This is a genomic window from Maribacter stanieri (assembly GCF_900112245.1).
Classification (GTDB): domain Bacteria; phylum Bacteroidota; class Bacteroidia; order Flavobacteriales; family Flavobacteriaceae; genus Maribacter; species Maribacter stanieri.
Window position 1 is genome coordinate 2,369,311 of record NZ_FOYX01000001.1, and the last position, 24,771, is coordinate 2,394,081.

Here is a 24,771-nt window from a genome sequence, read left to right on the forward strand (position 1 = left end):
TATGAAAAGAAATTACGTTTCAGTACTGGTAATAGTTGCCATGATGTGTGGCTCTTTTATACTAAATGCACAACAAAAGAATTATATTAATTATCAAGGGGTTGTAAGAGATGCTGATAATGAATTAATGGTTGAAGAGTCTGTTGAAATCGGTATTGCTTTAAAATTTGGAACTTCCAATGCTCCTATTCAATATCAAGAAAGTCATTTTATTACAACAGATATAAATGGTGTTTTTAGTCTGCAAATTGGTAGCGGAATCAGTAATAGTGGTGATTATGAGAATTTACCATGGGGAGAAGCTTCATTTGTAGCGGTTTCTTTTAATGGTTCAGAATTGGGTACGACCGAATTAATGGCAGTACCGTACGCGATAACTTCAGGTAGTGATCAGTGGATTGTTGACGGAAATACTATAGCGAATAAGAATATAGGAGAAGTCCGTGTTACCAATGATTTAAAAGTTTTTGGCCAGTTTACATTAAACGATGGTAATGCTGTGAACGAAATATCTGATGATGGAACGTTATTAGAAAACAGTAGTAATATTTTACCAACACAAAAAGCTGTCAAGACTTATGTTGATAGTAGGGTTGTTGGTGGTGGAGAATCTCAAAATGCAGTAGAAGTACCGTTTGATAATTCGGAATCCGGACTAACGGCAATTAATGTTCAAGATGCTTTAGATGAACTTGTAATTACTGGAGTAGGAGGTGCTGATGATGATACAGATTCCACTAACGAGCTACAAGATATTAGCCTTTCTGGAACAGATTTAAGTATTTCAGATGGATCTACTTTAGATTTATCCGCAATTATTCCGCCAGGAGGTACTGATAATCAGAATGCTTCGGAGGTTTCTTTTGATAATACGGGTACAGGTCTTGCCGCAGTTGATACGCAGGCTGCTATCGTAGAATTAGCTTCGGGTGCGTCAGGAGATACGGATGATCAGAATTTATCCCTTAAAGGAACATTACTTGAAATTACAGATGGTACTGGAGTTGATCTATCCGCAATTATTCCACTAGGAGGCACGGATGACCAGAATGCATCGGAGGTTCCTTTTGATAATACGGGTACAGGTCTTGCTTCAGGAGACACTCAGGCAGCAATTGAAGAATTGGCTTCTGGTCGGTTAGTAGATACGGATGATCAGAATTTATCGCTTTCAGGAACATTACTTGAAATTACTGATGGTACTGGAGTTGATCTATCCGCAATTATTCCGCCAGGTGGCACGGATGACCAGAATGCCTCAGAGGTTCCTTTTGATAATACAGGTACAGGTCTTACTGCAGGAGATACTCAGGCAGCAATTGAAGAATTGGCCTCGGGCGGATTGGTGGATACGGATGATCAAGGTCTGATTATGACTGGTGATGTATTGAGTATTGAAGATGGCACAGGCTCGGTAGATTTAAATGATTATGTTGATGTTACAGGTGAAAGCGGATTACTTTTAGGTGATGGCACGAATATAAGCGGACTCGAGGGTACGGCAGATGGTCAAGTAGCCAAATGGGACGGAGTAACAAATAAATGGGTTGCCGGTACCGATGAAATTGGAAGTAGAGGAAGCTCTCTTTGGAACGCAAATGGAGGTGATATTTATTTTGATAGCGGAAATGTCGGTATTGGTCTGGTAGATCCTAATGCAATACATCAAATTCATACCAATAGTTATCAGAGTAATTCTATTTATACAACAGTAGATACTGGAGATGGCTCAAATGACGGTATGTATATTGGCTTGATAAATGACCTAGGCTTAGGGTTTACGGCAACAATTACGAATCAAGAAAATGGGCCACTTCGATTGGGTACAAATGGAACTGGCCGATTTATTATTACAAATGATGGAAATGTTGGTATTGGAACATTAACTCCTTCTGCAAAGTTCCATGTTGATGGTGATATTCGCTCATCTGAGTTGGCCGGTCTAGGCGAGCGCAATGTAGTAGCCGATGCTGACGGAAATTTGATGATTGGGACGAGTAGTGGAGAAAGTTCTCTTTGGGAGGAAGATGAAGATAACATATATAAATCTAGTGGAAATGTAGGTGTTGGTGTTAGCGATCCTGAAAAGAAAATGCATATTGGAGGGAATCTCTTTGTTCAGACAAATTTAGGGGGACTAATACTTGGTTTTCCAAATAACGGTAATCAATGGCGGTATAGTACCCGTTTACAAGGGGCAGATTTGCAGTTAGAGGCTAAGTTAGACGGGTCTAGTTCTTTTTTAACACGTTTTAGGATGCTTCAAGGGGGGGAATTTCAGTTTGGGCGTATTTTAAATACTTCTTCTTGGGTTCATGTTCTCAATAATTCAACGATAACCAAGCCCTTACTTAAACTAGAAGAGGATGGGAATGATTACGCCAGGTTAGAATTTAAAAATACAGAGAGTGATGCTTTTTGGCATATAGCGGGTGTGGGTGAAGATGGATTCAATGGTGGACAAAATAGCAAAATCAATTTTTATTTTAATAATGATCAAGGAGGAGGGAATAGAATGACAATTACAGGCGATGGTAGGGTAGGTGTCAATACTAGTAACCCTTCTGCAAGATTAACTATTAATCAAGCTGGTCAATCTGTGGGTAGCGGCCTTAGTTTTAGTGATGGTGGTACTAATGAAGATTGGCATATTACCCATGGCTTTTCATTAAGATTTCATTACGGAGATACTTTCAAGGGTCTTATAAATGCTAATACAGGGGCTTATGTCGTTGGATCTGATAGACGACTTAAAACTGATATACAACGGTTACCAAGTGTTTTGGATAAAGTATTTCTACTTAAGCCATCGACATATGTTTACAAGGCAGATACAACAAAAACAAAAACTCTTGGACTTATAGCGCAAGATGTGAAGCCTTTGTTTCCTGAACTTGTTACTAAAAGTGAAGATGATGGATTGTTAGGGATTAATTACTCAGGATTTGGTGTGGTTGCTATAAAAGCCATTCAAGAACAACAAGCTATAATTGAAGAGCAAGAAATAAGAATACTAAATTTAGAAGAACGGTTAGTCAGGTTAGAGGCTATAATCGAAAAATAGTTGAGTTTTTTTGTTTTAATAAATGATGCAAAAGATTATACCTAAATTAATTTCAATATTACTTTCAGCAAACAGGCTAAAACAAAAAAACCTCCAAATAATTAATATTTGAAGGTTTAAAAGTGACCGGGCTGGGGCTCGAACCCAGGACCCTCTCCTTAAAAGGGAGATGCTCTACCAACTGAGCTACCAGGTCAAAAAATCTTAAGAACGTTAGCGTTAATTACTTATAAAATAAGTTTGAACGCTTAAATAAAAAAGCCTCTTTTTGGTGAAGAGGCTACTATTTATTGGTGACCGGGCTGGGGCTCGAACCCAGGACCCTCTCCTTAAAAGGGAGATGCTCTACCAACTGAGCTACCAGGTCAAAAGCAAATTCGGAAAACAATTCCCTCAATGCGGGTGCAAATATAAGTCGATTACTTTATTTAACAAACCCTTTTCAAGATAAATTTATTTTTTTTTGAAAAACGTATTAATTAGTCCAATTTTGTACAAATGAAAAATGTGAAAATAGTATTGGTAGGGTATATGGGAAGTGGAAAGTCAACTGTAGGAAGAATAGTTGCTAATCATTTGAATATTAATTTTTTAGATTTAGATGATTATATCGAGGAAAATGAGAATATGTCTATAGCTTCTATTTTTGATACAAAAGGGGAGATATATTTTAGAAAAAAAGAAATTGAATATTTAAATAAAATATTTTCAACTGATGACAGTTTTGTTCTCTCTCTTGGTGGTGGTACTCCTTGTTTTGGTGATAATATGAGGTTGGTAAATGATAAAACTGCTAATTCCTTTTACTTAAATGTGGGTATAAACGAACTTACAAATCGTTTGTTAAAAGAGAAAAGTCATCGTCCTATGATCTCTCATCTACATGATGAAGAACTGACCGAGTTTATAGGTAAACATTTATTTGAAAGAAGCTTCTTCTATAATCAAGCACATCAAAAAATAAAAAGTAATAACAATACTCCTACGGAGATTGCAGAAATGATAATAAACAAACTAGCTTAAGTACACTCTGTCATTTTTGGATTCAAAATGAACATTTACATGCTCCTGTAATGAGGTAGATAATGAAATTCCCTTGTAGTCTGCTTTTACTGGGTATTTTTTATGATTTCTATTCACTAATACCGCAGTTTTAAGTTGTTTTAAAGGAGTTTTTAGAAAGTGATGTACGCCATAAATTAAGGTTGTGCCAGAATTTAACACGTCATCTACTATAACTACAGATTTATTTGTAAACTCTTCATCTGGTATTGATGTGGTAACTCCACTTGATAATGGATCTTTCTTGTCCATCGTTAGCTTACAAAGAACAATTTTAGCCTCAGTAATTTTTTTAAGCTTAGCTACGATTTTCTTCGCAAACTGAAGTCCACCACCCTCAATACCAGCAATAATAATTTCCTGTTCAGAAACATTTGCTTCATAAATTTGATAAGCTATTCGTTCAATTTTATGCTGAATCTGTTGGTGTGTAAGTATGGTTTGTTCCATGTATTGTTCTTAAAAGAATAAAGATAAGTATGTTTTTAAAAGTTTAGGCTAATCTTCAACTTCTTTACTATTATTATCGGGTTTTACAGTTTTACTTTCATCATTTTTAGAAGGTGTCTCCAAATAATCGTCAATATCTCTCCTGTCTTTTTTGGTGGGTCTACCAATTCCTTTTTTGCGATAGTAATCTTTAGAATACTGTAAAAGCTCGTTATGCTCAAAAGCTTCTTTTGGTGTCGTATCCTTTCTATAGATGTCAACTAATTTAGCACCAACGCGACTTGGTGGTATGTCAAGAACCGTAAATTTATAATCTATTTGATTTTTGCGCACTACAATTTGATCCATTGGGAATACTTCCCTTCCAGGTTTAGCGGTAAGACCATTAATTTTTGCATGCCCTTTTTTACAGGCAGTAGTGGCTATGTTTCGCGTTTTAAAATATCGTGTGCTCCACAAGAATTTATCTATGCGCATTACAGGTTGTATTTCTTTGTTAACTTCCAAACAAAAATAGGGGAAAATTGTATCTTGCGCGTTTAAAATATATTATTGATGAAATTGAAAAATGTCTATTTGCTAATAGCTGGCTTACTTATAATAAGTTCATGTAAGAAGGATGATGATTCTATTGGAGAAGTTGTGCCGCCAAGGTTATTAAGTGAAGTTACTGTTGAGGACGATGCCGAAATTATAGAATTTTTAAAAACACATTTTTTTAACGAAGAAGAGTTTGAAACACCACCAGAGGGTTTCGATTTTAAAATTAGGTTTGATACCATTGCAGGTGAAAACAGTACAAAACGTTCAATTTTTGACCACCCAAATTTAATTACGCAAACAATTTCTGTTGATTCTGAGAATTTAGGAAGAGCAGATGATAACGAGATTATTGACCAAACGTTGTATACTTTAGTTGTGAGACAAGGTGCGGTTGATGGTAAACCAACAATAGGGGATTTCTCTATACTTAGATATGAAGGTCTGTTGTTAGATGGTACTCTTTTCGACGCTTCTACAAATCAACCGGTGCGTTTTAACCTTTCTTCTGTAGTAAGGGGTTTTGGAAATGGAATGAAAAATTTTCAAACAGGAACCGGTCCTTTTGAAAATGGCGATGGAACAGTAAGTTATGAGGATTATGGTATTGGAGCTATTTTTATGCCTGCAGCATTAGCGTATTTTGATTCATCGCCAAATTCTGATGTACCTTCATATTCTCCATTAATTTTCAAAGTTGACGCCATGACTTATGAGCCAGACTCCGATTTTGATGGCGATGGTATTCCTTCAATTTTAGAAGATTTAAATGGTAACGGAAATTTAAATGACGATAATACGGATGATGAATCTGAAGGTTTTTCTGTGTATTTGGCTAACTTTAATGATAACGATGATGATAATGATGGAATTTTAACCATTGATGAAATAGAACTAGATGCAGATGGTAATTTTGTAGGGTTCTTAGATACAGATGGTGATGGTACACCTGATCATCTTGATAATGACTTATAGTAAATCACTTTAAAACATAAAAAAACCTCTTAAGAATTCTTAAGAGGTTTTTTATTTCTTGTTAGTTTGTGTTTATAGTGCCAAAGACAAACTTAATATCAATTGATCTGGTCTTGTATCGATTCTGCTAGGACCAATATTAGTTATATTGGTATTTATGAAGGAAGCTTCATTATTGCTAAATCCTCTTTCATAACGTAAATCTAATCCAAGTTTACCAAAACTAACACCAGCACCAATATTCATCCCAACGGAAAAATCATTTTCTACATCATCAATAGTAACACCGTCAAACTCGGTATCTAAAATATATTGAAAGCTAGGTCCGGCAAATACATGTAGCGGTCCAATTAGATTAATTCCTAAAAGGACAGGAACATCTAATTTACTCATGTCAAAATCGGCTCCGTCATAATCAGACTTTGTTTTAGTATACACCAATTCTGGTCTTACATAAACTTTAGAAGCTCCAAATTTTCCAAATACACCAACATGGTATCCCACATTTCTATCAGGGTTTCTCGCGGCATCACCGGCAGATTCAAAATAATCTCCGTTTGCGTTGTAGTTTAATCCTCCTTTAATTCCGAATCCCGAATCGCTCTGTGCTACCCCATAAAACCCAGAGAGTGCCATAAAGGCAACTAAAATTGTTTTTTTCATATTCATTGTTGTTTAGGTGGAACAAGTAGCAAATACGATACCAAATGTTCCATTTCTCGTTATACCATCAGAACGGAGGTAAAATATCTTTATTGTTTATCATTGCTTTTGGGTCAATCTCAATTTTATTAAGTTACAATTTTGAACATGTTGCTTTCATTGTTTCATAAACATCTTTGCTTTTTATTAAGTTTTTCCCAAACTCAGTTCATTATATTTGCAGCTAGATTTAGAAATTTTGAAATTTACACTACACAATACCGATACTCAATCAAAAGCTAGGGCAGGAACTATGGTAACTGACCATGGTACTATTGAAACTCCAATTTTTATGCCCGTTGGCACGGTTGCTTCTGTAAAAGGCGTACACCAAAAAGAATTAAGAGAAGAAGTAAATCCTGATATTATCCTTGGTAATACCTATCATTTATTCCTGCGTCCAAAAACTGAAATTTTAAAAAAGGCTGGCGGACTTCATAAATTTATGGGATGGGATAGAAACATACTTACCGATAGTGGCGGGTATCAAGTATATTCTCTTTCAGCAAATAGAAAGATAAAGGAGGAGGGTGTTAAGTTTAAATCTCATATAGATGGGTCTATGCATTTATTTACACCTGAAAATGTAATGGAAATTCAACGTGTCATTGGAGCTGATATTATTATGGCTTTTGATGAATGCACACCTTACCCTTGCGATTATAATTATGCAAAACGATCAATGCATATGACACATAGGTGGTTAGACAGGTGTATTAATCATTTGGAAAAAACACCTTTTGAATATGATTATGAACAAACGTTTTTTCCGATAGTACAGGGATCTACCTATAAAGACTTAAGAAGACAATCTGCAGAATATATTGCAAACGCGGGTGCAGAAGGCAATGCAATTGGCGGACTATCTGTTGGTGAACCAGCAGAAGAAATGTATGGTATGACCGAGGTGGTTTGTGAAATTCTACCGGAAGATAAACCACGGTATCTTATGGGAGTAGGTACTCCAATTAATATTTTAGAGAATATAGCGCTGGGTATAGATATGTTTGATTGTGTGATGCCTACAAGAAACGCTAGAAACGGAATGTTGTTTACGGCACATGGTACCATAAATATTAAAAATAAGAAGTGGGAAGATGATTTTTCCCCTTTAGATGAAATGGGAACTACGTTTGTAGACCGTGAGTATTCAAAGGCATATTTAAGACATTTGTTCGCAGCCAATGAATATTTAGGTAAACAAATAGCAACAATTCATAACTTAGGCTTTTATATGTGGTTGGTGCGTGAAGCTCGTAAACATATTATTGCGGGAGATTTTAGAGCTTGGAAAGATATTATGGTTAAACAAATGGATAAAAGGCTATAATGCTATCAATAATAGATAAATACATTCTTAAAAGGTATTTGGCGACGTTTTCGTTAATGCTCTTGTTATTTATTCCCATAGGTATTATGGTGAATTTAGCGGAGCAGATCGGTAAAATGATCGATAATGAAGCACCGTTGAATGAAATTGTAATGTATTATGTAAATTTTACTATTTATATAGGTAATCTATTATTCCCAATTTTTTTATTCCTCTCGGTTATATTTTTCACGTCCAAGTTGGCAAACAATACTGAAATTGTAGCCATTTTAAGTTCTGGAGTTTCTTATGGTCGTTTTTTAAGACCGTACATTATTGGTGCATCTATGATCGCTGTTTTAATGTTCTTTATGACCATGTTTATTGTGCCCAATGCAAGTGTGGGCTTTAATGAATTTAAGTACAAATACCTTAAAAAGGGGAAACAAGATAGGGTTACTAACAATATATTCAATCAACTTAATGAAACTGATTTCATTTATGTAAGTAGTTTTGATCCGGCAAGACAGCTAGGGCATAACTTTACTTTTGAGCGTTTTAATGAGAATAATGAACTTGATTTTAAAATTTCTGCCGCAAATATTCGCTGGGTAGAAAAAGACTCTAATTACAGACTTACATCTTACAAAAAACGAACCGTATTTGGGGACACCGCTTTTATAGAAAGTAAACGAAGATTAGATACCATATTCGCTTTTGATATTGGCGACCTAACACCAGTATCTTACGTAGCTGAAACAAAAAATCTTTTTGAGCTAGATACGTTTATAAAAGATCAAAAACGAAAAGGAGCATCTAACATAAATACTTATATTTTAGTTAAATACAAGCGTTGGGCATTACCGCTAACTGCATTTATTCTAACACTTATAGCGGTATCCGTTTCCTCCGTTAAAAGACGTGGTGGAATGGGAGCAAATTTGGCATTCGGTATATTGATCGCATTTATATTTATATTTTTTGATAAGGTATTTGGAGTATTAGCGGAGCAGTCTGGCTTTTCGCCTTTACTTGCTGTAATTATACCTAATGTAGTTTTTGGATGTTTAGCATTTTATCTACTTCAAAATGCAAAAAGATAAAAATCTAAACCTACTACATTTACATTTTATAGTCTTTATTTGGGGCTTTACAGCCATTTTAGGAAAGCTTATTACCATAGATTCATTACCATTGGTTTGGATAAGAATGGGATTGGCTACACTATTTATCGCCGTTTATATTTTAATTGCGAAGTTTAGTTTAAAGGTTTCAAAAAAAACACTTTGGTGGTTAATAGGTGGTGGTATTGTTGTAGCTCTGCACTGGGTAACTTTTTTTCTGGCGATTAAAGTTTCTACAGTCTCAGTAGCGCTTGCAATGATGTCTACAGGAGCCTTTTTTACAGCCTTAATGGAACCATTTTGGTACAAGCGTAAAATTATTGGCTACGAAATATTCTTTGGCTTAATGGTGGTTGTGGGTCTCTATTTAATTTTTAAAGTAGAGACGGAATATGTGTATGGCATGACGATAGCATTGATATCTGCCTTTTTAGCAGCGGTTTTCTCCCTAATAAACGGTAAGTTGGTTCAAAATCATAAACCGTCTGTAATTAGCTTCTATGAACTGGGGGTAGGTGTTGTTTTCTTATCTATAATTTTGATAGTTAAAGGAGATTGGAATTTGTCATTAGTGACATTACCAAGTATGGATTGGATGTACTTGCTTGTATTAGCACTTATTTGTACTGCTTATGCATTTATCGCATCTGTAAAGATAATGCGTGTTTTAACTCCTTATACGGTGATGTTGACTACAAATTTAGAACCAGTTTACGGTATTCTATTGGCTTGGTTCATATTTGGCTCTGACGAAGAAATGAAACCAATGTTTTATGTTGGAGCCTTAATTATACTCACTACGGTCATTGCCAACGGTATTTTGAAACAAAGAGCAAATATTAAAAAAAGGGTACCCAAGATTTAGGTATTAAAGTTTTATCTTTGAGCCGCAACTAAAGAAACTTTATTGAAATATGGAATATTTGGATTTTGAACTTCCTATTAAAGAACTGGAAGAGCAATTGGACAAGTGCATGGTAATTGGAGAGGAAAGTGATGTTGATGTTACAGAAACATGTAAACAGATTGAGAAGAAACTTGCCGATACTAGAAAAGAGATTTATAAGAATTTAACTGCATGGCAACGCGTACAATTATCTAGGCACCCAAATAGACCTTATACATTAGATTATATAAAAGCTATTTGTGGTGATACGTTCTTGGAGCTTCATGGTGATCGTACTGTGAAAGATGACAAGGCTATGATCGGTGGTTTAGGTAAAATTGGTGATCAGAGTTATATGTTCATTGGTCAGCAAAAAGGATATAATACTAAAACTCGACAGTATCGTAATTTTGGTATGGCAAACCCAGAAGGCTATAGAAAAGCATTGCGCTTAATGAAATCTGCCGAAAAATTTCAAGTTCCTGTAGTTTGTTTAATTGATACACCGGGTGCTTACCCAGGTATTGAAGCAGAGGAAAGAGGACAAGGAGAAGCCATTGCTAGAAACATTCTTGAAATGACACGCCTTAAAGTGCCTATAATTGTTGTAATTATTGGTGAAGGAGCGTCTGGTGGTGCATTAGGTATAGGTGTAGGTGATAAGGTATTAATGCTTGAGAATACTTGGTATTCCGTTATTTCACCAGAATCTTGTTCTTCTATTTTATGGAGAAGTTGGGAGTATAAGGAAAAAGCTGCTGAAGCTTTGAAACTTACGGCTACCGATATGAAAAAATTGAAACTTATTGATGAAATCATAAGAGAACCTGCTGGTGGAGCACACTCTAACAGAGAAAAGACTTTTGATACAGTGAAAAATAAAATTTCCTCTCATTTTGAGGATTTGCAAAAGTTATCACCAAAAGAACTGGTAAATCAGCGCATGGATAAATATGCACAAATGGGCGTTTTTAACGGCTAATCTGCATTTTAGGCTTATTAAAAATATACCGAGGATTTTATTCCTCGGTTTTTTTATGTTATCAACAGAAAATCGTAACTTATTAACAGTCAATTGTTAGTCAACTGTGAACATCGAAACTGATGTTTTTCACGTTAACTAAAGGTTAATTGTATACTTTCGCACTATGGAGAACACGAAACCCTTTGTCGCTCGAAAGATTGACAAATCTAATATTATAAGCCTTCAAAAAGGTAAGATTCCGCCACAAGCTATTGATTTAGAGGAGGTTGTGTTGGGTGCTATGATGATAGATAAAAAAGGTGTTGATGAAGTTATAGATATTTTACACCCAGATGTTTTCTATAAAGACGCTCATAGATTTATTTATGAGGCTATTTTTATACTCTTTGAAGAGTCGCAACCAATTGATTTATTAACCGTTTCGTCACAACTTAAGAAAGCGGGTAAATTAGAGGTTTGTGGAGGCGATTTTTATTTGATAAAATTGACTCAAAAAGTAGCATCATCTGCTCATATTGAATTTCATGCACGTATCATTCTTCAGAAATTTATTCAACGTAGTTTAATTAAAATTTCTGGTGAAATTATCGAGGAGGCATATGATGAGGCGATTGACGTATTTGATTTGTTAGATACTGCCGAAGCAAAATTATATGATGTTACCCAAGGTAACTTAAAACGTTCTGCCGAGACTGCGCAAGATTTGGTGATACAAGCTAAAAAGCGAATTGAAGAAATTGCCGGTAAAGAGGGGATGAGTGGTGTTGCCTCAGGATTCGATAAATTAGATAAGCTTACTTCGGGTTGGCAACCAAGTGATTTAATTATTGTTGCTGCACGCCCTGGTATGGGTAAAACAGCATTTACCTTATCTATGGCTAGAAATATGGCTGTAAATACAAATACACCCGTAGCTTTCTTTTCACTTGAGATGTCCTCGGTACAGCTTATTACTAGATTAATTTCTTCTGAAACAGGACTGTCTTCAGAAAAATTAAGAACGGGTAAGTTAGAAAAGCATGAGTGGGAGCAACTGAACGTAAAAGTGAAAACTTTAGAGAAGGCTCCTTTGTTCATTGATGATACGCCGTCTTTATCTATATTCGATTTACGTGCAAAGGCAAGGCGTCTTGCCTCTCAACATGGTATAAAAATGATCATGATTGATTACTTGCAGTTAATGACAGCTGGTGGTAGTCAAAAAGGAGGTAACAGGGAACAGGAAATATCTACAATTTCTCGAAACCTAAAAGCTCTCGCTAAAGAATTGAATGTGCCTGTAATTGCATTATCTCAATTATCTCGTGCCGTGGAAACACGTGGAGGTAGTAAAAGGCCTATTCTTTCGGATTTGAGGGAATCTGGAGCAATTGAGCAAGATGCCGATATTGTTTCGTTTATCTATAGACCAGAATACTATAAGATTGAAGAGTGGGATGATGAAGAACGTACACCAACTCAAGGTCAGGGAGAATTTATTGTAGCAAAACACCGTAATGGTGGTTTAGAGAATATTCGATTGAAGTTTATTGGTAACCAAGGTAAGTTTGATAACCTTGATGATTTTGACTCTCCATTCGAATTCCAATCGAAAATGAATGCTAATGAAGAGAACCCATTTGCAACTAAAAATTTACCAAGTGCTGATGATGCCTTTGGTAGTAGCATGAATAGTAGTCCAGATTTAGATGAGGATAATGATGTACCTTTTTAAACTGTAGTATAAATATATATTTAAAAAGTCTCCATTAGTGGAGACTTTTTGCGTTTGTAGTAAATCTATTTTCTGGAATATCACTTTACAATACCTTTAACGATAACCCAATTTGCGACCAAAGTTTTTACTTTATCTTTGAGTTAATGTCTTGAATATAATATATGTCTAAAATTGTATCATCAGTATTCTTTCTTCTTTTATCAGTGCAGCTATTTGCGTCATCCATATTGATTCCGATGGATTCCGATACTCAAAAAAACCATTTAAAAGCCTATGGCATTACATATTGGGTTTTGGCTAAGCAGCAAAAGGTACAATGGCTACTAAATTATCGTGGTGGGTCTTTTTTACTTCCGGATGGGGAAAGTATACGTAAAGAATGTCAAATACGAGGAGTTAGCTTTGAAATTTTATCAGATGCACAGGCAAACGGTATCTTAGATGAGATTAGTAGTCCCTCTAAGAATCAAGATGCTGTTATACTTGAGAAAGCACCAAGAATAGCGGTCTATTCTCCAAAAGACAAACAACCGTGGGATGATGCGGTGACTATGGCATTGACGTATGCGGAAATACCATATACCACTATATATGATGAAGAAGTATTAGGAGATAAATTGGCTTTATATGATTGGTTACACTTACACCATGAAGATTTTACAGGGCAGTATGGTAAATTCTACGGTGCTTACAGAGCAACACCTTGGTATATAGAAGGGAAAAAGAATGCAGAGAAACTTGCTAATAAACTTGGGTATGATAAAGTATCTGAAGAAAAGAGAGCCGTTGCATTAAAAATTAGGAATTATGTTATTGGTGGCGGATTCATGTTTGCTATGTGTTCTGCTACAGATAGTTTTGATATTGCATTAGCTGCTGACGGAATTGATATTGTAGAGCCAATGTTTGATGGTGATGCTTCTGACCCTAATTATCAGGCAAATTTAGACTATAATAAAACTTTTGCTTTTACAGATTTTATATTGGAAAGAAGCCCTTTGAAATATGAGTTTTCATCAATCGATATGACTAATAAAAGAGGGAATGTACCAAAAGAATCCGATTATTTTTCGTTGATGGATTTTTCCGCAAAATGGGATCCTGTTCCTACAATGCTATGTCAAAACCATACTTCTTTGGTTAAAGGTTTTATGGGGCAAACTACGGCTTTTACACGAGACCAAATTAAACCAACTGTTTTGGTGTTAGGTGAAAATAAGATAAACGAAGAAGCAAGATATATTCATGGAATTAAGGGTAAAGGTTTTTTTACATTTTATGGAGGTCATGATCCTGAAGATTATCAGCATAGGGTAGGTGACCCAAAAACGGAGTTAGAGTTGCATCCTACTTCACCGGGATATCGTTTAATTTTAAATAATGTGTTGTTTCCGGCTGCAAAAAAGAAAAAGCAAAAGACTTGATAATATTTTTAAAGTCGATGTAAATAAAAACCGTTGTCAAAATCTAAATTTTGACAACGGTTTTTTAATAAGTGCTTTTTATTTTTGAGATGAATCCGGAATAATTACTGGTCTAGAATACACCTATGAAGTGACTACCAGCAACATTAACTAATTCAGCACCCTTGGTAACTTCACCTGTTTCTGTTTCAACAACATAGATGTTTCCGTTTTCTCCTACTGCACCTTGAGTAAGATAAATTTCTGTTCCGTCAACTACAAAACCTTGGTATTGGAATAAGTAGAAATCTGGATCATAAGGAATAGCGTCAATTTTAACTGCCGTTTTAGCATTTAAATCTACCAATGCAAAAAATCCTTGAGCACCTGCAACACCTTCTGCAGAACCATCATGACGGTAAGCTAATACAGCTTTACCATTTGCAGCTGGTCTCCAGGCAAGAATATAAGCACCTTCAATTCCTAATGCATCATCTAAATTAAAGTCGTAAGTATTGTCATATTCATTATCGGCACCAATTTTTAAGATATAAGATCCTTCTGGATCGCTTTGGTTAGCTTGATATACGCTACCGTTGTATTCGAAAGAATTAATGCTACGGTATCCATTTGTGTTACCGTGACCAACAGTAGAAGTAATAACAGAAGGATTAAGTAAAGATGGGTAATCTAATATGATAGTTTTAGAACCTAAAATCTCATAATCACTATCACTTTCTGCAGTTGCAGGGTCAACTTTACTTAAACGAGCGCCAATATATAATTTGTCTCCAGCTTCATTTAAAGTAGGCATATCAATTCTAGAGATGTAATAACCGTTTGCTTCCTCTTCATCACTTAGGGCAACACTATGTTCTTGAAATTCTTTTATGGAAGAATTCACTAAATCTAAAGTCACAACACCAATTGTTGCTTCTGTACGAGTATAATTGTCATTCTCATCAAATTCATTTTCCGTGTTTACATAAACAGCAGCACCGGTTTGGTCTCCATCAAATAATTTTATCCATCTTGGAGCAGTACCTACATAGGGAGCTATACTTACTTCTGAACCTGAAGGTGTAAAAGTTTGTCCGCCTTCCACAGTATATTTTGTATAGTTTCCACCAGTATCTCCTGCGTAGCTAATATTGAAAATAGTATTACCATCTTCAGATGATTGCAATCTTGCCGTTCTGTTAGAAGGTGCAATAAAACCGTTTTCAAAAGGCGCTATAGAAACAGCTGGGTCTTTTGCATCATCACTAGTTACAGAATAAATTAGGGTTCCTCCGTTACCATCACCAGGGTTGTCACCCATTTTAGCAGCAGCTACAGTTATCCATCTTGGTTCTTCTGGTTCTTCTGTTTCCGGTTCTTCAGTATCTGGTTCTGGAGTTACAACTGTATCATCTTCACTACTACATGCAGTCATTAGACTAGCTGTTAATATAATGGCAGCAAAGGTTTTAATGTTTAGAAAAGTTCTTTTCATCTTAGGTGTTATTTAAATAATTAAAATTTATTAATTGCGTAATTTAATTTTACATAAAAAGCCCTACCTGGTTTTTGTACAGATAGATTATCGTAGACTGGTTTGTCAAATATATTTTTGATGTCAAAACTCATGACAAACTTTTTGTTAGGGAATGTGTAACTGAGTCCAATATCTTGTGATAGTTGTTGTGGAACCTCAAAAAACTCATTTCCAACAGTATTAGTTCCCTGTGAGGTTAAGAATGAAAATTCATCAGTGAAATAAGCATTGTAGAAAAGATTTAATTGAGATTTCTTTAATACTACATCTTTAAAGAAATATCGTAGCCCTGCGTTCATGGTAAAGAATGGAGTGTTTGGAACATCTATTTCAATTCCTTGATTTATAATTTTTAAATCGAAACGAGATACATTAAAGTTGAGACCAAAATTTTTGTTGTAAGAGTAATTAAATTGAGCATCTATACCCTTAGACGTACCACTACCTTGATTTACGTAAACAATTAATTCGTCATCGACATTTAATGACGTTTCAATAGGGAGACCAATTCTATCTTTAATATTTCTTGTGAAAACGTTTGTAGAAACAGTGAAATCATGTTTTTTGATATTAAAAGAGCCAAATCGGAACCCAAGATTATAGTTATCACTACTTTCTGGGTCTATGCTAGAATTGGCAACTACGTTATCTCCATCATCACCAAAAACCTCTGTTTCGTTGGGTAGGCGAATAGCTTTTTCTGCAGATGCCAAAAGTGTTATGTTTGGTACAAGCTCATATGAAGCAGCAAAACCATACCCGTCATATTTCTTATTGCTACTAACAACTTCATCAACAATTACATCGTTTCCGCTAGAATCAGTTTCTATAGCAGGATCTACACTAACAGTCTTTTGCTGGTAATGTTTTCCAAATAGACTTGCTTTTAACTTTTCATCGAATGCGGTTACTTCATAGGATAAAGAATAGATGTTTTTATGTAAATCTCTTGTGCCAAGGAAGGTGTTTTCCAATACAGATCTTAGGGCATCACTATCTTCTCTATCAATTCCGCTATATACATGATTTACAGTTAATTTATGATTGTCGTTAATAGCATATGATACCCCAGTTCTAATTGAAGCTACATTTCTTTTAATTTTTGCTAGGGTAGGACCGCCCTCTTGTTGAGAACGCCATGTATATTGATATTCATTTCCTCTAAAATCTATTGCTCGTTCTCCGTTCCAGCTGTATGCCCAAGAAACAGTGTCGTTAACTACACGGTTTCTTTTTCCGTACAAACCGTTTACGGAAACATCAAGTCCTTTGGTGAATAGATTTTTCTTTTGATAATTTATACTTCCCAATAGCGCATCAGACTCTAAAAATCTATCCTTGTAAGGTGTTATAGTCATAAAGGCTCCGTGCTGAACCTCTTTATAATCATCAGAACCGGTAATGCCTATAAAAAATTGATCTGCCCATTTTACATCAGTAAAACCAATTTCGGCTCTCCCTCCAGTAGATCTATAAGCATCATTAAATCTTCTTGCTGTTATAGGTGTTTGTACGCCTCCTAAACCTGTAACAACAACACTTCTACCTGATACTTTATAGTCATTGTCAGAATAGTTATGGAAAAGAGATGCTTTAACGGTAAAGCCTGATTTTTCAAAACGATATAATCCATTAACATTAGTTTGCAAAGTGTTGAACGATCCGTAAGATACAGAAGCATTGAAATTTGTTTTTGCATCGTTATGCAGCACTATATTTATTGCCCCACCTAAAGCATCATCTGCTAAATGCACAGGTACCACACCTTTGTAAACCTCAATATTTTTAATCATTGAAGGCGGAATGCTGTTAAGGTTAAATGAGTTTCCATAAGTAGAAATAGGGATTCCGTCGATAAATATGCGAACTGAGTTTCCAGATAGCCCATTTAAACTATAGGTGACTTCTGAACCGAGTCCACCATTTTGGCGAATTTTAACTCCTACTGTAGTGTTTAATAATTCATTGGTTTGAATATTTCTTAAGCTAGCTTCTTCCGTATTTATTGCATTTACCGCAAAACCCTTGGTTTCAATTTGGGTTTCTTTGGTTTTACCTTTTACGGTTACTTCATCTAAATTTTCTGTGGATTCTTGCAAGGTGAAATTTATCTCTTTTAATCTGGTATTTTCACTAAGCTTAAAAGTCTTAAAGCGTGTAGTATAACCAACAAAGGATACAATTAGCTTATGCTCTCCTTTGGGTACTTTATTAATAGTGAAATACCCATTTTCATTGGTGAGAACACCAAGCTTTGTGCCTTCTATAAGAACACTTGCAAAAGGTAATGGAGTGCCCGATGTGTCTTTTACTGTCCCTGAAATTGAACTAAAAATATCTTGCCCTTGAACAGTTGTAAATAATACTAAAAGAATTGCCGTTAAGAAGTTTTTCATTTGAATTTAAAAAAGCTACTAATGTTTATTAAGATTTAGTCTAAATAAATTAGTTTTGCAAATCTAACGCAGGATTGAAAAGGGAAGTGCCGAGAAAGGAATTTAAACATACGCGAAAGGAAGTAATGCTTTGCGATAGAAAATGTATATGAATATAGAGTTGCTACGTAAAGAAATAAGGGTAAAGGAGTTGTTTGAAAACGGCTACATTAATAACTCTGTGCAGTTCAATGAAGTAGAGGTGACAACCAAGGATAATACTTCATTTATAAGAGGCGCAGACTTTTCTAATACAAAATTAATTCAACAATTTGATTCTGAGATTTGTGTAACGAGTGATGAACATTTAATTAAATTTCATTTTTCTTTAGAGGGAGCTTACAATTATCAACCTTTAAGACATATAAAATATTTGGTACAAATTCCAGAAAATCACTGCAATATGTTTTATTATCCAACAACAGAAGGTAGAGATATTTTCTTTAAGAGTAACGCTAAGTTGTTTGAGATTTATGTTAAGCCTAGTCTATTACAAAATCTTTTAGGGACTGAATTTGAAAATTCTTTTAAGAAATTAAAAGAGGCTATTGTCAATTCTAATTCATTTGTATTATGGGACAAAAGTAAATTTATACCTCCTAACATTCGAAGCAAGATAAATGAGATTATACAATGTCCGTATAAAGGCGAGATCAGAAAAACATATTTAGAAAGTAAGCTTACGGTACTATTAATAGATTTTCTACTGGGTAGACAGACTTCTAAACTTTCCAAGAACAATATAAAATTGTTGAATTCAGATTATTTGGCGTTGGTGAAAGTTGAGGCTTACATAAGAAATAACCTCAAGGAACCATTAAAAATTTTAGACTTAGCAGACATAGCTGGTTTTAATACTACAAAATTAAAAAGAGATTTTAAAAAAGTATATGGTGTTCCTGTATTCAAATATATAACTGCGTTGAGAATGGAGGCTGCCAAATCTTTAATTACGCAAGACGGCGCAACCATTGCATTTGCAGCATACGAAGTGGGTTATGCTAATCCACAACATTTTACTACTGCCTTTAAAAGAACTATGGGGTATCTGCCAAGTGAGCTAAAACCTGCGGTTGAGTAATTCGGTTTTATTTGCAGTTGTTTTATAATTTTTATTGAATGGAAAATTTATTTAATTAGCATCTTAAGAATATGTTCAACACCATTATCATCATTACTCAAAGTTTCGTATTTGGCAATTTTCTTTACATTAGGATGAGCATTTTTCATGGCAAAGCCAAATTCAGACAAGGCGAGCATTTCTAGATCATTGTTGTAGTCACCGAATACCATTATCTCATCTGAACCAACATTGTAGCTTTTCATTAATTTTTCTAATGCGTATCCTTTATTGGCATTCATACTTGAAATGTCTAACCAATTTTCTCCAGAAACTTTTACTTTCAAATTATCTTCAAAGTGTTTTACGTAAGGATAAATATGTTGCTCAGAACTTTCAAAATGATATATAGCAATTTTAATCACTTCAGATTTGAAGTTAGATAGATGTTCCACTATTTCAAATTCAGTATAATATTCAGCTAATTTTTCGACAAATTCGTTAGACTTGTTGGTTAGGTATGCTTTATGTTTAGTGCAAATAACAGGATGAATTCCTGGTATTTTATCAAGTGTTTTCAGTATATCCTCAACGTAATGTTTGTCTAGTGGCGTAGCTAGAAGCTCAGTTTGCTGTTTCATGGCAAAACCTCCATTTTCTGCAATTACAATGATATCATCTTTAATAGTATATAATTTATCAATTATACTATTGTATTGTCTGCCACTTGCGGCTACAAAGGTTATACCTTGAGATTTTAACCCTTTAAAGAGTTCAAAGAATTGGTCACTAACTTCATGTTGTGAGTTTAAAAGAGTCCCATCCATATCAGAAACAACCATTTTTATCTTTGATAAATCCATATACATTAAATTTTGCAGCAAAGATATTTGAATGCCGGTTAACAAGGGGATGGTATAGCTTAAAGTTTTACCTTTATTTAATTAATTATATATGATGAAGTTGTTTCAAAAAGAGGTAGTTCTACCTTCATATTCAAGAGGGTTTCACATTGTTACAAATCAAATTGTTTCAAAAATACCAGAGATAGAAAAAATAAATAACGGTTTCCTTCAGGTATTCATAAAACATACTTCTGCAAGTCTTACCATTAATGAGAATGCGGATCCCACTGTAAGAGAAGATTTTGAATCGCATATTAATATTTTAGTTCCGGAAAATGCCTCATATTACAAACATGACTATGAAGGATCAGATGATATGCCGGCGCATATTAAATCTTCATTAATGGGAGCATCTGTGCAAGTGCCGGTGACTAATGGTAGATTAAACATGGGTATATGGCAAGGAATTTACCTGTGTGAACACAGAAATTATGCCTCAGGTAGAAACCTTGTATTGACATTATGGGGAATTTGATTTAAATTAAGGTCAATAAAAATAAAGGAATTATGACAACTGAAGAATCTATATTAAACAAGATACAAATACTCATTGCTAATCATTTTGAAACACCTGAAATGGCTTTTAATTTTTTTGATAAGGATAATGATCAGAAACTTACAAAAGGAGAGATAGTAAAGCTATTGAAGGATGCTGAAATAAGCGGATTTATTAGAGGTATTGTAAGGTCAAAGCTTATAGAAGGATATGATAAAAATGGTGACGAATTAATAGACTGGGAAGAATTTAAATTGGCCATTGCTAAAATTAAAAAATCCGATTCGTGAGAATCGGATTTTTCAAAAAGTGAGATTGTTATTAATTTATTTTACCTGATCTACAACTGCCTTAAAGGCGTCTGGGTGGTTCATTGCTAAATCTGCAAGAACTTTTCTGTTAAGTTCTATGTTATTAGCTTTTACTTTTCCCATAAATTGAGAGTAAGACATTCCGTGTTGTCTGGCACCTGCATTAATACGGGTAATCCATAATGAACGGAAAGTTCTTTTCTTGTTTCTACGGTCTCTATAAGCATATAACATTGCTTTTTCAACCGCATTTTTGGCTACTGTCCAAACGTTTTTACGTCTTCCAAAGTAACCTTTGGCTTGCTTCATTACCTTTTTTCTTCTGGCTCTTGAAGCTACTGCATTTACTGATCTTGGCATTTTTTTCTAATTTTTTGTAGTAGGCGCCCTCTTTATTTTAAGGAACTTTTATGGCCTAACTCCATGGTTAATAATTTTACCTTTTAAAGAACTTAGTTTACTTTAAACGTAACTGCTCTTTAATACTGTTAACATCTGCTTGATGAACTAAACCATCATGTGTTAACTTTAGTTTACGCTTTTTAGACTTTTTAGTCAAGATGTGACTCTTAAAAGCGTGCTTTCTTTTAATTTTACCTGTACCTGTAAGCTTAAAACGCTTTTTAGCACTGGATTTTGTTTTTTGTTTAGGCATTTTCTCCTAGTTTATATATTAATCTCACTTTGCATGCTAAACGCTGCCCACAATTGCAAGCAGCGTTTAGTATTTTATAAATACATTCGGTAGCAGAGCTAAGCCGAATTATTATTTTACTTTCCTTTAGTCTTAGGGGCAATGAACATGGTCATACGCTTACCTTCTAATTTAGGCATCTGTTCTACCTTTCCTAATTCTTCTAATTCAGAAGCTAGTTTTAATAGTAAAATTTCACCTTGATCTTTATAAACTATAGAACGACCTTTAAAAAATACATACGCTTTTAATTTAGCTCCTTCTTTTAGAAACTTTTCGGCATGCTTCTTTTTAAAGTCATAATCATGATCATCTGTATTAGGACCAAATCTTATTTCCTTTACTACAACCTTGGAAGCTTTCGCTTTCATGGCTTTATCCCTTTTCTTTTGTTCGTATAAAAACTTTTTATACTCCATTATTTTACAAACAGGAGGATCTGCTTTTGGTGAAATTTCCACCAAATCCAAACCTAATTCTACTGCTTTCTCAAGAGCCTGAGGAAAAGGATATACACCTACTTCAACATTGTCACCTACCAACCTAACTTTTGGGGCCGTTATCTTTTCATTGATATTGTGGGGATTCTTATTTTCCCTTCTAGGTTGTGGTCGAAATCTTTTACGTATTGCTATGACTAAATAATTTTAATTAAACTTTTATTCTTTAAACGTCTTTAAGGTACTATTTATTTCTTTGTTGACCAAGTCTGTAAACATAGTTACGTCAATCGCTCCTAAGTCTTCACCTCCGTGTTTACGTACAGAAATCGTGTTTGCGACTTCGTCATTTTCCCCAACGATAAGCATAAATGGTATCTTACTCATTTCTGCTTCTCGTATTTTCTTGCCAATAGTCTCGTTTCTACTATCGATAAGGGCGCGAATTTCGTTATTTTCTAGGGATTTTAAAACTTTTTCAGCATATTTTTCATGTTTTTCGCTAACAGGAAGAATAATAGCTTGTTCAGGGGTTAACCATAAAGGGAAATTACCACCTGTATGTTCTAGCAATAATGCTATGAAACGTTCCATACTTCCAAAGGGAGCACGGTGAATCATTACTGGTCTATGTAATTCGTTATCACTGCCCTTATAAGTTAAATCAAACCTTTCTGGTAAATTATAATCTACTTGAATTGTACCTAGTTGCCATTGTCTACCTAAGGCATCTTTTACCATGAAATCTAACTTAGGACCATAAAAAGCAGCTTCCCCACTTTCTATAACATAATTCAGCCCTTTTTCCTTGGCGGCATTTATTATGGCCTGTTCTGCTTTTTCCCAGTTTTCAACTGATCCAATGTATTTATCAGGATTGTCTAAATCGCGTACAGATACTTGTGCGGTAAAGTTGTCAAAACCTAATGATCCCAAAACATATAAGGATAGGTCAATAACATTTTTAAACTCTTCGTCAAGTTGATCTGGTGTACAGAAAATATGTGCATCATCTTGAGTGAATCCTCTAACTCTTGTAAGTCCATGGAGTTCTCCACTTTGTTCGTACCTATATACTGTACCGAATTCAGCAAATCTTTTTGGAAGTTCTCTATAGCTAAAAGGTTTTGCATTATAAATTTCACAATGATGAGGGCAGTTCATTGGTTTTAACAAGAACTCCTCATCTTCCTTAGGGGTGTGTATAGGCTGAAAACTATCGGCACCATACTTTTCATAATGTCCAGAAGTAACGTAAAGTTCTTTTTGACCAATATGTGGTGTAACTACCATTTCATATCCAGCTTTCTTTTGAGCCTTTTTCAGAAATTGCTCAAGTCGTTCACGTAATGCTGCTCCTTTAGGTAGCCATAAAGGTAAACCTTGACCAACTTTTTGAGAGAAAGTGAATAGTTCTAATTCTTTGCCTAATTTTCTATGATCACGCTTTTTAGCTTCTTCTAAAAGCTCAAGATATTCTGTAAGCTCTTTTTGTTTTGGAAAGGATATACCATATATACGGGTAAGTTGAGGATTGTTTTCGTTTCCTCTCCAATATGCACCGGCAACACTTAAAATTTTGATTGCTTTTACAATACCTGTATTAGGTATATGTCCACCTCTACACAAATCTGTAAATGTATCGTGATCACAAAACGTTATGGTTCCGTCTTCTAAATTCTCTATCAATTCTACTTTGTACTCGTTTCCTTGCTTTTTATAAAAGGATAAAGCATCAGCTTTTGATACTTCTCTCATTTTATATTCATGCTTGCCTCGAGCTATCTCTATTGCCTTTTTTTCAATGGCAGGAAAGTCTTTGTCAGATATAGAGCCATTTGGGAGTTCTATATCATAATAGAATCCGTTATCTATCGCTGGACCTATTGTTAATTTTACTCCAGGATAAAGTTCTTCTATAGCTTGTGCTACAATATGTGAGGTAGAATGCCAAAAAGCAGTTTTGCCTTCCTTATCATTCCAAGTGTATAATACTAAGCTGCCGTCAGTTTCTAATGAGGTGACAGTTTCAACAATGGTATTGTTGAATTTTGCTGAAATTACATTACGGGCTAATCCCTCGCTAATGCTTTTTGCAACCTCCATAGGGGTTGTTCCTTTTTCAAACTCCTTAACCGATCCATCGGGTAGTGTAATTTTAATCATTTGTCTTACATATTATAGGGGTGCAAAGATAATATGAACTATCCACGTCTACAATAGAATGGTGTTATGATTTGCTTTTTGGTTTTTTTGGGGTAGATGTATTCCATGTTGCATAGGGTTGTAGGGGGGGTGAAGTTGTCATATATATGATAGGTCAATAGTGGTTCGGTATTGCATCTATAATTAAAAAGCGGTGATGTAATATTATTCCGGAGTTGTAAAAACCTGTAAACAAAGGTGTTGTGTGTTGGTGCAAAAAACTTTGTTTATTTTGTTTTAAAAGTAGTTGTGTATTTAGAAATAGTGTGTACATTTGCACCCCGCAAACGAGGAAGATTAGTTCTGAATCGGGAGTTGGAAAAAGGTTCATGTATATGTTGATTTGATCTGGGAAAAAAGAAAAAATATTTTTTTTCGATAAAAGTTGTCAGGTTAAAAAACAGTTGTATATTTGCAGCCGCTTAGGGAAACACCTAAGGGAAACGAAGCGAAGGAATCGAGAGATTCGGT

22 protein-coding genes and 2 tRNA genes are annotated in these 24,771 nt (G+C 34.8%); 12 read left to right on the forward strand and 12 right to left on the reverse strand.

Features of this window, described 5'->3' with window-relative positions:
- Nucleotide 1 precedes the first annotated feature (1 nt).
- The gene (locus tag BM296_RS10225; protein WP_091902895.1) at nucleotides 2-3,064 is read left to right on the forward strand and encodes a tail fiber domain-containing protein; all 3,063 of its coding nucleotides are present in this window, start codon (nucleotides 2-4) and stop codon (nucleotides 3,062-3,064) included.
- A 123-nt stretch (nucleotides 3,065-3,187) separates the two neighbouring features.
- On the opposite strand, the gene BM296_RS10230 is transcribed toward BM296_RS10225, so the two are convergent.
- Both BM296_RS10230 and BM296_RS10235 read right to left on the reverse strand, forming a co-directional pair.
- A tRNA-Lys gene (locus BM296_RS10230) sits at nucleotides 3,188-3,260 on the reverse strand.
- 95 nt (nucleotides 3,261-3,355) lie between these two features.
- Nucleotides 3,356-3,431: transfer RNA gene (locus BM296_RS10235), tRNA-Lys, on the reverse strand.
- 131 nt (nucleotides 3,432-3,562) lie between these two features.
- Here BM296_RS10235 and BM296_RS10240 point away from each other — a divergent pair.
- Complete coding sequence (locus BM296_RS10240) at nucleotides 3,563-4,087, forward strand: shikimate kinase (protein WP_317041485.1); 525 nt, start codon at nucleotides 3,563-3,565, stop codon at nucleotides 4,085-4,087.
- On the opposite strand, the gene BM296_RS10245 is transcribed toward BM296_RS10240, so the two are convergent.
- Nucleotides 4,079-4,576, reverse strand: coding sequence for a phosphoribosyltransferase family protein (locus BM296_RS10245; RefSeq protein ID WP_091902896.1), 498 nt, complete (start codon nucleotides 4,574-4,576; stop codon nucleotides 4,079-4,081). The two genes, BM296_RS10240 and BM296_RS10245, sit on opposite strands and share 9 nt — an antisense overlap.
- Before the next feature lie 48 nt (nucleotides 4,577-4,624).
- Nucleotides 4,625-5,053: an RNA-binding S4 domain-containing protein gene (locus BM296_RS10250; RefSeq protein WP_091902997.1), complete on the reverse strand. Its 429-nt coding sequence runs from the start codon at nucleotides 5,051-5,053 to the stop codon at nucleotides 4,625-4,627.
- A gap of 78 nt (nucleotides 5,054-5,131) precedes the next feature.
- On the opposite strand from BM296_RS10250, the gene BM296_RS10255 reads away from it, so the two are divergent.
- Nucleotides 5,132-6,091: an FKBP-type peptidyl-prolyl cis-trans isomerase gene (locus tag BM296_RS10255; protein ID WP_091902897.1), complete on the forward strand. Its 960-nt coding sequence runs from the start codon at nucleotides 5,132-5,134 to the stop codon at nucleotides 6,089-6,091.
- Nucleotides 6,092-6,163: 72 nt separating this feature from the next.
- Here BM296_RS10255 and BM296_RS10260 read toward each other — a convergent pair whose 3' ends face one another.
- Nucleotides 6,164-6,754 carry a porin family protein gene (locus BM296_RS10260; protein ID WP_091902998.1) on the reverse strand — a complete coding sequence of 197 codons (591 nt, stop codon included), beginning with the start codon at nucleotides 6,752-6,754 and terminating at the stop codon, nucleotides 6,164-6,166.
- Between the two features lie 238 nt (nucleotides 6,755-6,992).
- Here BM296_RS10260 and tgt point away from each other — a divergent pair, with 238 nt between their 5' ends.
- The 6 genes from tgt to BM296_RS10290 all read left to right on the forward strand — a co-directional run bounded on the left by tgt (nucleotide 6,993) and on the right by BM296_RS10290 (nucleotide 14,238).
- Complete coding sequence (tgt, locus tag BM296_RS10265; protein WP_091902999.1) at nucleotides 6,993-8,123, forward strand: tRNA guanosine(34) transglycosylase Tgt; 1,131 nt, start codon at nucleotides 6,993-6,995, stop codon at nucleotides 8,121-8,123.
- A complete protein-coding gene (locus BM296_RS10270) occupies nucleotides 8,123-9,205 on the forward strand; it encodes an LptF/LptG family permease (RefSeq protein WP_027064519.1) in 1,083 nt (360 codons plus the stop codon). The genes tgt and BM296_RS10270 overlap by 1 nt, the downstream gene beginning before the upstream one ends.
- Complete coding sequence (locus BM296_RS10275; RefSeq protein ID WP_027064520.1) at nucleotides 9,192-10,091, forward strand: DMT family transporter; 900 nt, start codon at nucleotides 9,192-9,194, stop codon at nucleotides 10,089-10,091. The genes BM296_RS10270 and BM296_RS10275 overlap by 14 nt, the downstream gene beginning before the upstream one ends.
- A 49-nt stretch (nucleotides 10,092-10,140) precedes the next feature.
- Nucleotides 10,141-11,094, forward strand: coding sequence for an acetyl-CoA carboxylase carboxyltransferase subunit alpha (locus tag BM296_RS10280; RefSeq protein ID WP_027064521.1), 954 nt, complete (start codon nucleotides 10,141-10,143; stop codon nucleotides 11,092-11,094).
- A 166-nt stretch (nucleotides 11,095-11,260) separates the two neighbouring features.
- Nucleotides 11,261-12,811 carry a replicative DNA helicase gene (gene dnaB / locus BM296_RS10285; protein ID WP_027064522.1) on the forward strand — a complete coding sequence of 517 codons (1,551 nt, stop codon included), beginning with the start codon at nucleotides 11,261-11,263 and terminating at the stop codon, nucleotides 12,809-12,811.
- A gap of 164 nt (nucleotides 12,812-12,975) precedes the next feature.
- A complete protein-coding gene (locus BM296_RS10290) occupies nucleotides 12,976-14,238 on the forward strand; it encodes an asparagine synthetase B (RefSeq protein WP_091902898.1) in 1,263 nt (420 codons plus the stop codon).
- Between the two features lie 112 nt (nucleotides 14,239-14,350).
- Here BM296_RS10290 and BM296_RS10295 read toward each other — a convergent pair whose 3' ends face one another.
- Nucleotides 14,351-15,712 (reverse strand): hypothetical protein, encoded by a 1,362-nt coding sequence (locus BM296_RS10295; protein ID WP_091902899.1) that lies wholly within the window; start codon nucleotides 15,710-15,712, stop codon nucleotides 14,351-14,353.
- 20 nt (nucleotides 15,713-15,732) lie between these two features.
- Nucleotides 15,733-18,150 carry a TonB-dependent receptor gene (locus BM296_RS10300; RefSeq protein ID WP_091902900.1) on the reverse strand — a complete coding sequence of 806 codons (2,418 nt, stop codon included), beginning with the start codon at nucleotides 18,148-18,150 and terminating at the stop codon, nucleotides 15,733-15,735.
- 148 nt (nucleotides 18,151-18,298) lie between these two features.
- Here BM296_RS10300 and BM296_RS10305 point away from each other — a divergent pair, with 148 nt between their 5' ends.
- The gene (locus BM296_RS10305; protein ID WP_177214944.1) at nucleotides 18,299-19,270 is read left to right on the forward strand and encodes a helix-turn-helix domain-containing protein; all 972 of its coding nucleotides are present in this window, start codon (nucleotides 18,299-18,301) and stop codon (nucleotides 19,268-19,270) included.
- A gap of 47 nt (nucleotides 19,271-19,317) precedes the next feature.
- On the opposite strand, the gene BM296_RS10310 is transcribed toward BM296_RS10305, so the two are convergent.
- A complete protein-coding gene (locus BM296_RS10310; RefSeq protein WP_091902902.1) occupies nucleotides 19,318-20,112 on the reverse strand; it encodes an HAD family hydrolase in 795 nt (264 codons plus the stop codon).
- 94 nt (nucleotides 20,113-20,206) lie between these two features.
- On the opposite strand from BM296_RS10310, the gene BM296_RS10315 reads away from it, so the two are divergent.
- Both BM296_RS10315 and BM296_RS10320 read left to right on the forward strand, forming a co-directional pair.
- Nucleotides 20,207-20,629 (forward strand): secondary thiamine-phosphate synthase enzyme YjbQ, encoded by a 423-nt coding sequence (locus BM296_RS10315; RefSeq protein WP_027064527.1) that lies wholly within the window; start codon nucleotides 20,207-20,209, stop codon nucleotides 20,627-20,629.
- 32 nt (nucleotides 20,630-20,661) lie between these two features.
- The gene (locus BM296_RS10320; RefSeq protein WP_091902903.1) at nucleotides 20,662-20,940 is read left to right on the forward strand and encodes an EF-hand domain-containing protein; all 279 of its coding nucleotides are present in this window, start codon (nucleotides 20,662-20,664) and stop codon (nucleotides 20,938-20,940) included.
- 36 nt (nucleotides 20,941-20,976) lie between these two features.
- Here the strand turns inward: BM296_RS10320 and rplT are convergent, their stop codons facing one another.
- From rplT to thrS, 4 genes are all read right to left on the reverse strand, one after another.
- Nucleotides 20,977-21,321: a 50S ribosomal protein L20 gene (rplT, locus tag BM296_RS10325; protein WP_027064529.1), complete on the reverse strand. Its 345-nt coding sequence runs from the start codon at nucleotides 21,319-21,321 to the stop codon at nucleotides 20,977-20,979.
- A gap of 97 nt (nucleotides 21,322-21,418) precedes the next feature.
- Entirely contained in the window at nucleotides 21,419-21,616 is a 198-nt protein-coding gene (rpmI, locus tag BM296_RS10330; RefSeq protein ID WP_027064530.1) for a 50S ribosomal protein L35, read from the reverse strand.
- A 116-nt stretch (nucleotides 21,617-21,732) separates the two neighbouring features.
- A complete protein-coding gene (gene infC / locus BM296_RS10335; RefSeq protein WP_081819372.1) occupies nucleotides 21,733-22,290 on the reverse strand; it encodes a translation initiation factor IF-3 in 558 nt (185 codons plus the stop codon).
- Nucleotides 22,291-22,314: 24 nt separating this feature from the next.
- Nucleotides 22,315-24,261, reverse strand: a complete 1,947-nt coding sequence (gene thrS, locus BM296_RS10340) for a threonine--tRNA ligase (RefSeq protein ID WP_027064532.1) — start codon at nucleotides 24,259-24,261, stop codon at nucleotides 22,315-22,317.
- Nucleotides 24,262-24,771 lie beyond the last annotated feature (510 nt).

Bases quoted from the DNA above. Each gene is read 5' to 3' on its own strand.
- BM296_RS10270 (WP_027064519.1), top strand. From the start codon at position 8,123: ATGCTATCAATAATAGATAAATACATTCTTAAAAGGTATTTGGCGACG.
- BM296_RS10250 (WP_091902997.1), bottom strand. From the start codon at position 5,053: ATGCGCATAGATAAATTCTTGTGGAGCACACGATATTTTAAAACGCGA.
- BM296_RS10255 (WP_091902897.1), top strand. From the start codon at position 5,132: ATGAAATTGAAAAATGTCTATTTGCTAATAGCTGGCTTACTTATAATA.
- BM296_RS10300 (WP_091902900.1), bottom strand. From the start codon at position 18,150: ATGAAAAACTTCTTAACGGCAATTCTTTTAGTATTATTTACAACTGTT.
- BM296_RS10310 (WP_091902902.1), bottom strand. From the start codon at position 20,112: ATGGATTTATCAAAGATAAAAATGGTTGTTTCTGATATGGATGGGACT.
- thrS (WP_027064532.1), bottom strand. From the start codon at position 24,261: ATGATTAAAATTACACTACCCGATGGATCGGTTAAGGAGTTTGAAAAA.
- BM296_RS10320 (WP_091902903.1), top strand. From the start codon at position 20,662: ATGACAACTGAAGAATCTATATTAAACAAGATACAAATACTCATTGCT.
- BM296_RS10225 (WP_091902895.1), top strand. From the start codon at position 2: ATGAAAAGAAATTACGTTTCAGTACTGGTAATAGTTGCCATGATGTGT.
- BM296_RS10245 (WP_091902896.1), bottom strand. From the start codon at position 4,576: ATGGAACAAACCATACTTACACACCAACAGATTCAGCATAAAATTGAA.
- dnaB (WP_027064522.1), top strand. From the start codon at position 11,261: ATGGAGAACACGAAACCCTTTGTCGCTCGAAAGATTGACAAATCTAAT.
- BM296_RS10290 (WP_091902898.1), top strand. From the start codon at position 12,976: ATGTCTAAAATTGTATCATCAGTATTCTTTCTTCTTTTATCAGTGCAG.
- BM296_RS10315 (WP_027064527.1), top strand. From the start codon at position 20,207: ATGAAGTTGTTTCAAAAAGAGGTAGTTCTACCTTCATATTCAAGAGGG.
- BM296_RS10295 (WP_091902899.1), bottom strand. From the start codon at position 15,712: ATGAAAAGAACTTTTCTAAACATTAAAACCTTTGCTGCCATTATATTA.
- BM296_RS10240 (WP_317041485.1), top strand. From the start codon at position 3,563: ATGAAAAATGTGAAAATAGTATTGGTAGGGTATATGGGAAGTGGAAAG.
- BM296_RS10280 (WP_027064521.1), top strand. From the start codon at position 10,141: ATGGAATATTTGGATTTTGAACTTCCTATTAAAGAACTGGAAGAGCAA.
- rpmI (WP_027064530.1), bottom strand. From the start codon at position 21,616: ATGCCTAAACAAAAAACAAAATCCAGTGCTAAAAAGCGTTTTAAGCTT.
- rplT (WP_027064529.1), bottom strand. From the start codon at position 21,321: ATGCCAAGATCAGTAAATGCAGTAGCTTCAAGAGCCAGAAGAAAAAAG.
- BM296_RS10260 (WP_091902998.1), bottom strand. From the start codon at position 6,754: ATGAAAAAAACAATTTTAGTTGCCTTTATGGCACTCTCTGGGTTTTAT.
- BM296_RS10305 (WP_177214944.1), top strand. From the start codon at position 18,299: ATGAATATAGAGTTGCTACGTAAAGAAATAAGGGTAAAGGAGTTGTTT.
- BM296_RS10275 (WP_027064520.1), top strand. From the start codon at position 9,192: ATGCAAAAAGATAAAAATCTAAACCTACTACATTTACATTTTATAGTC.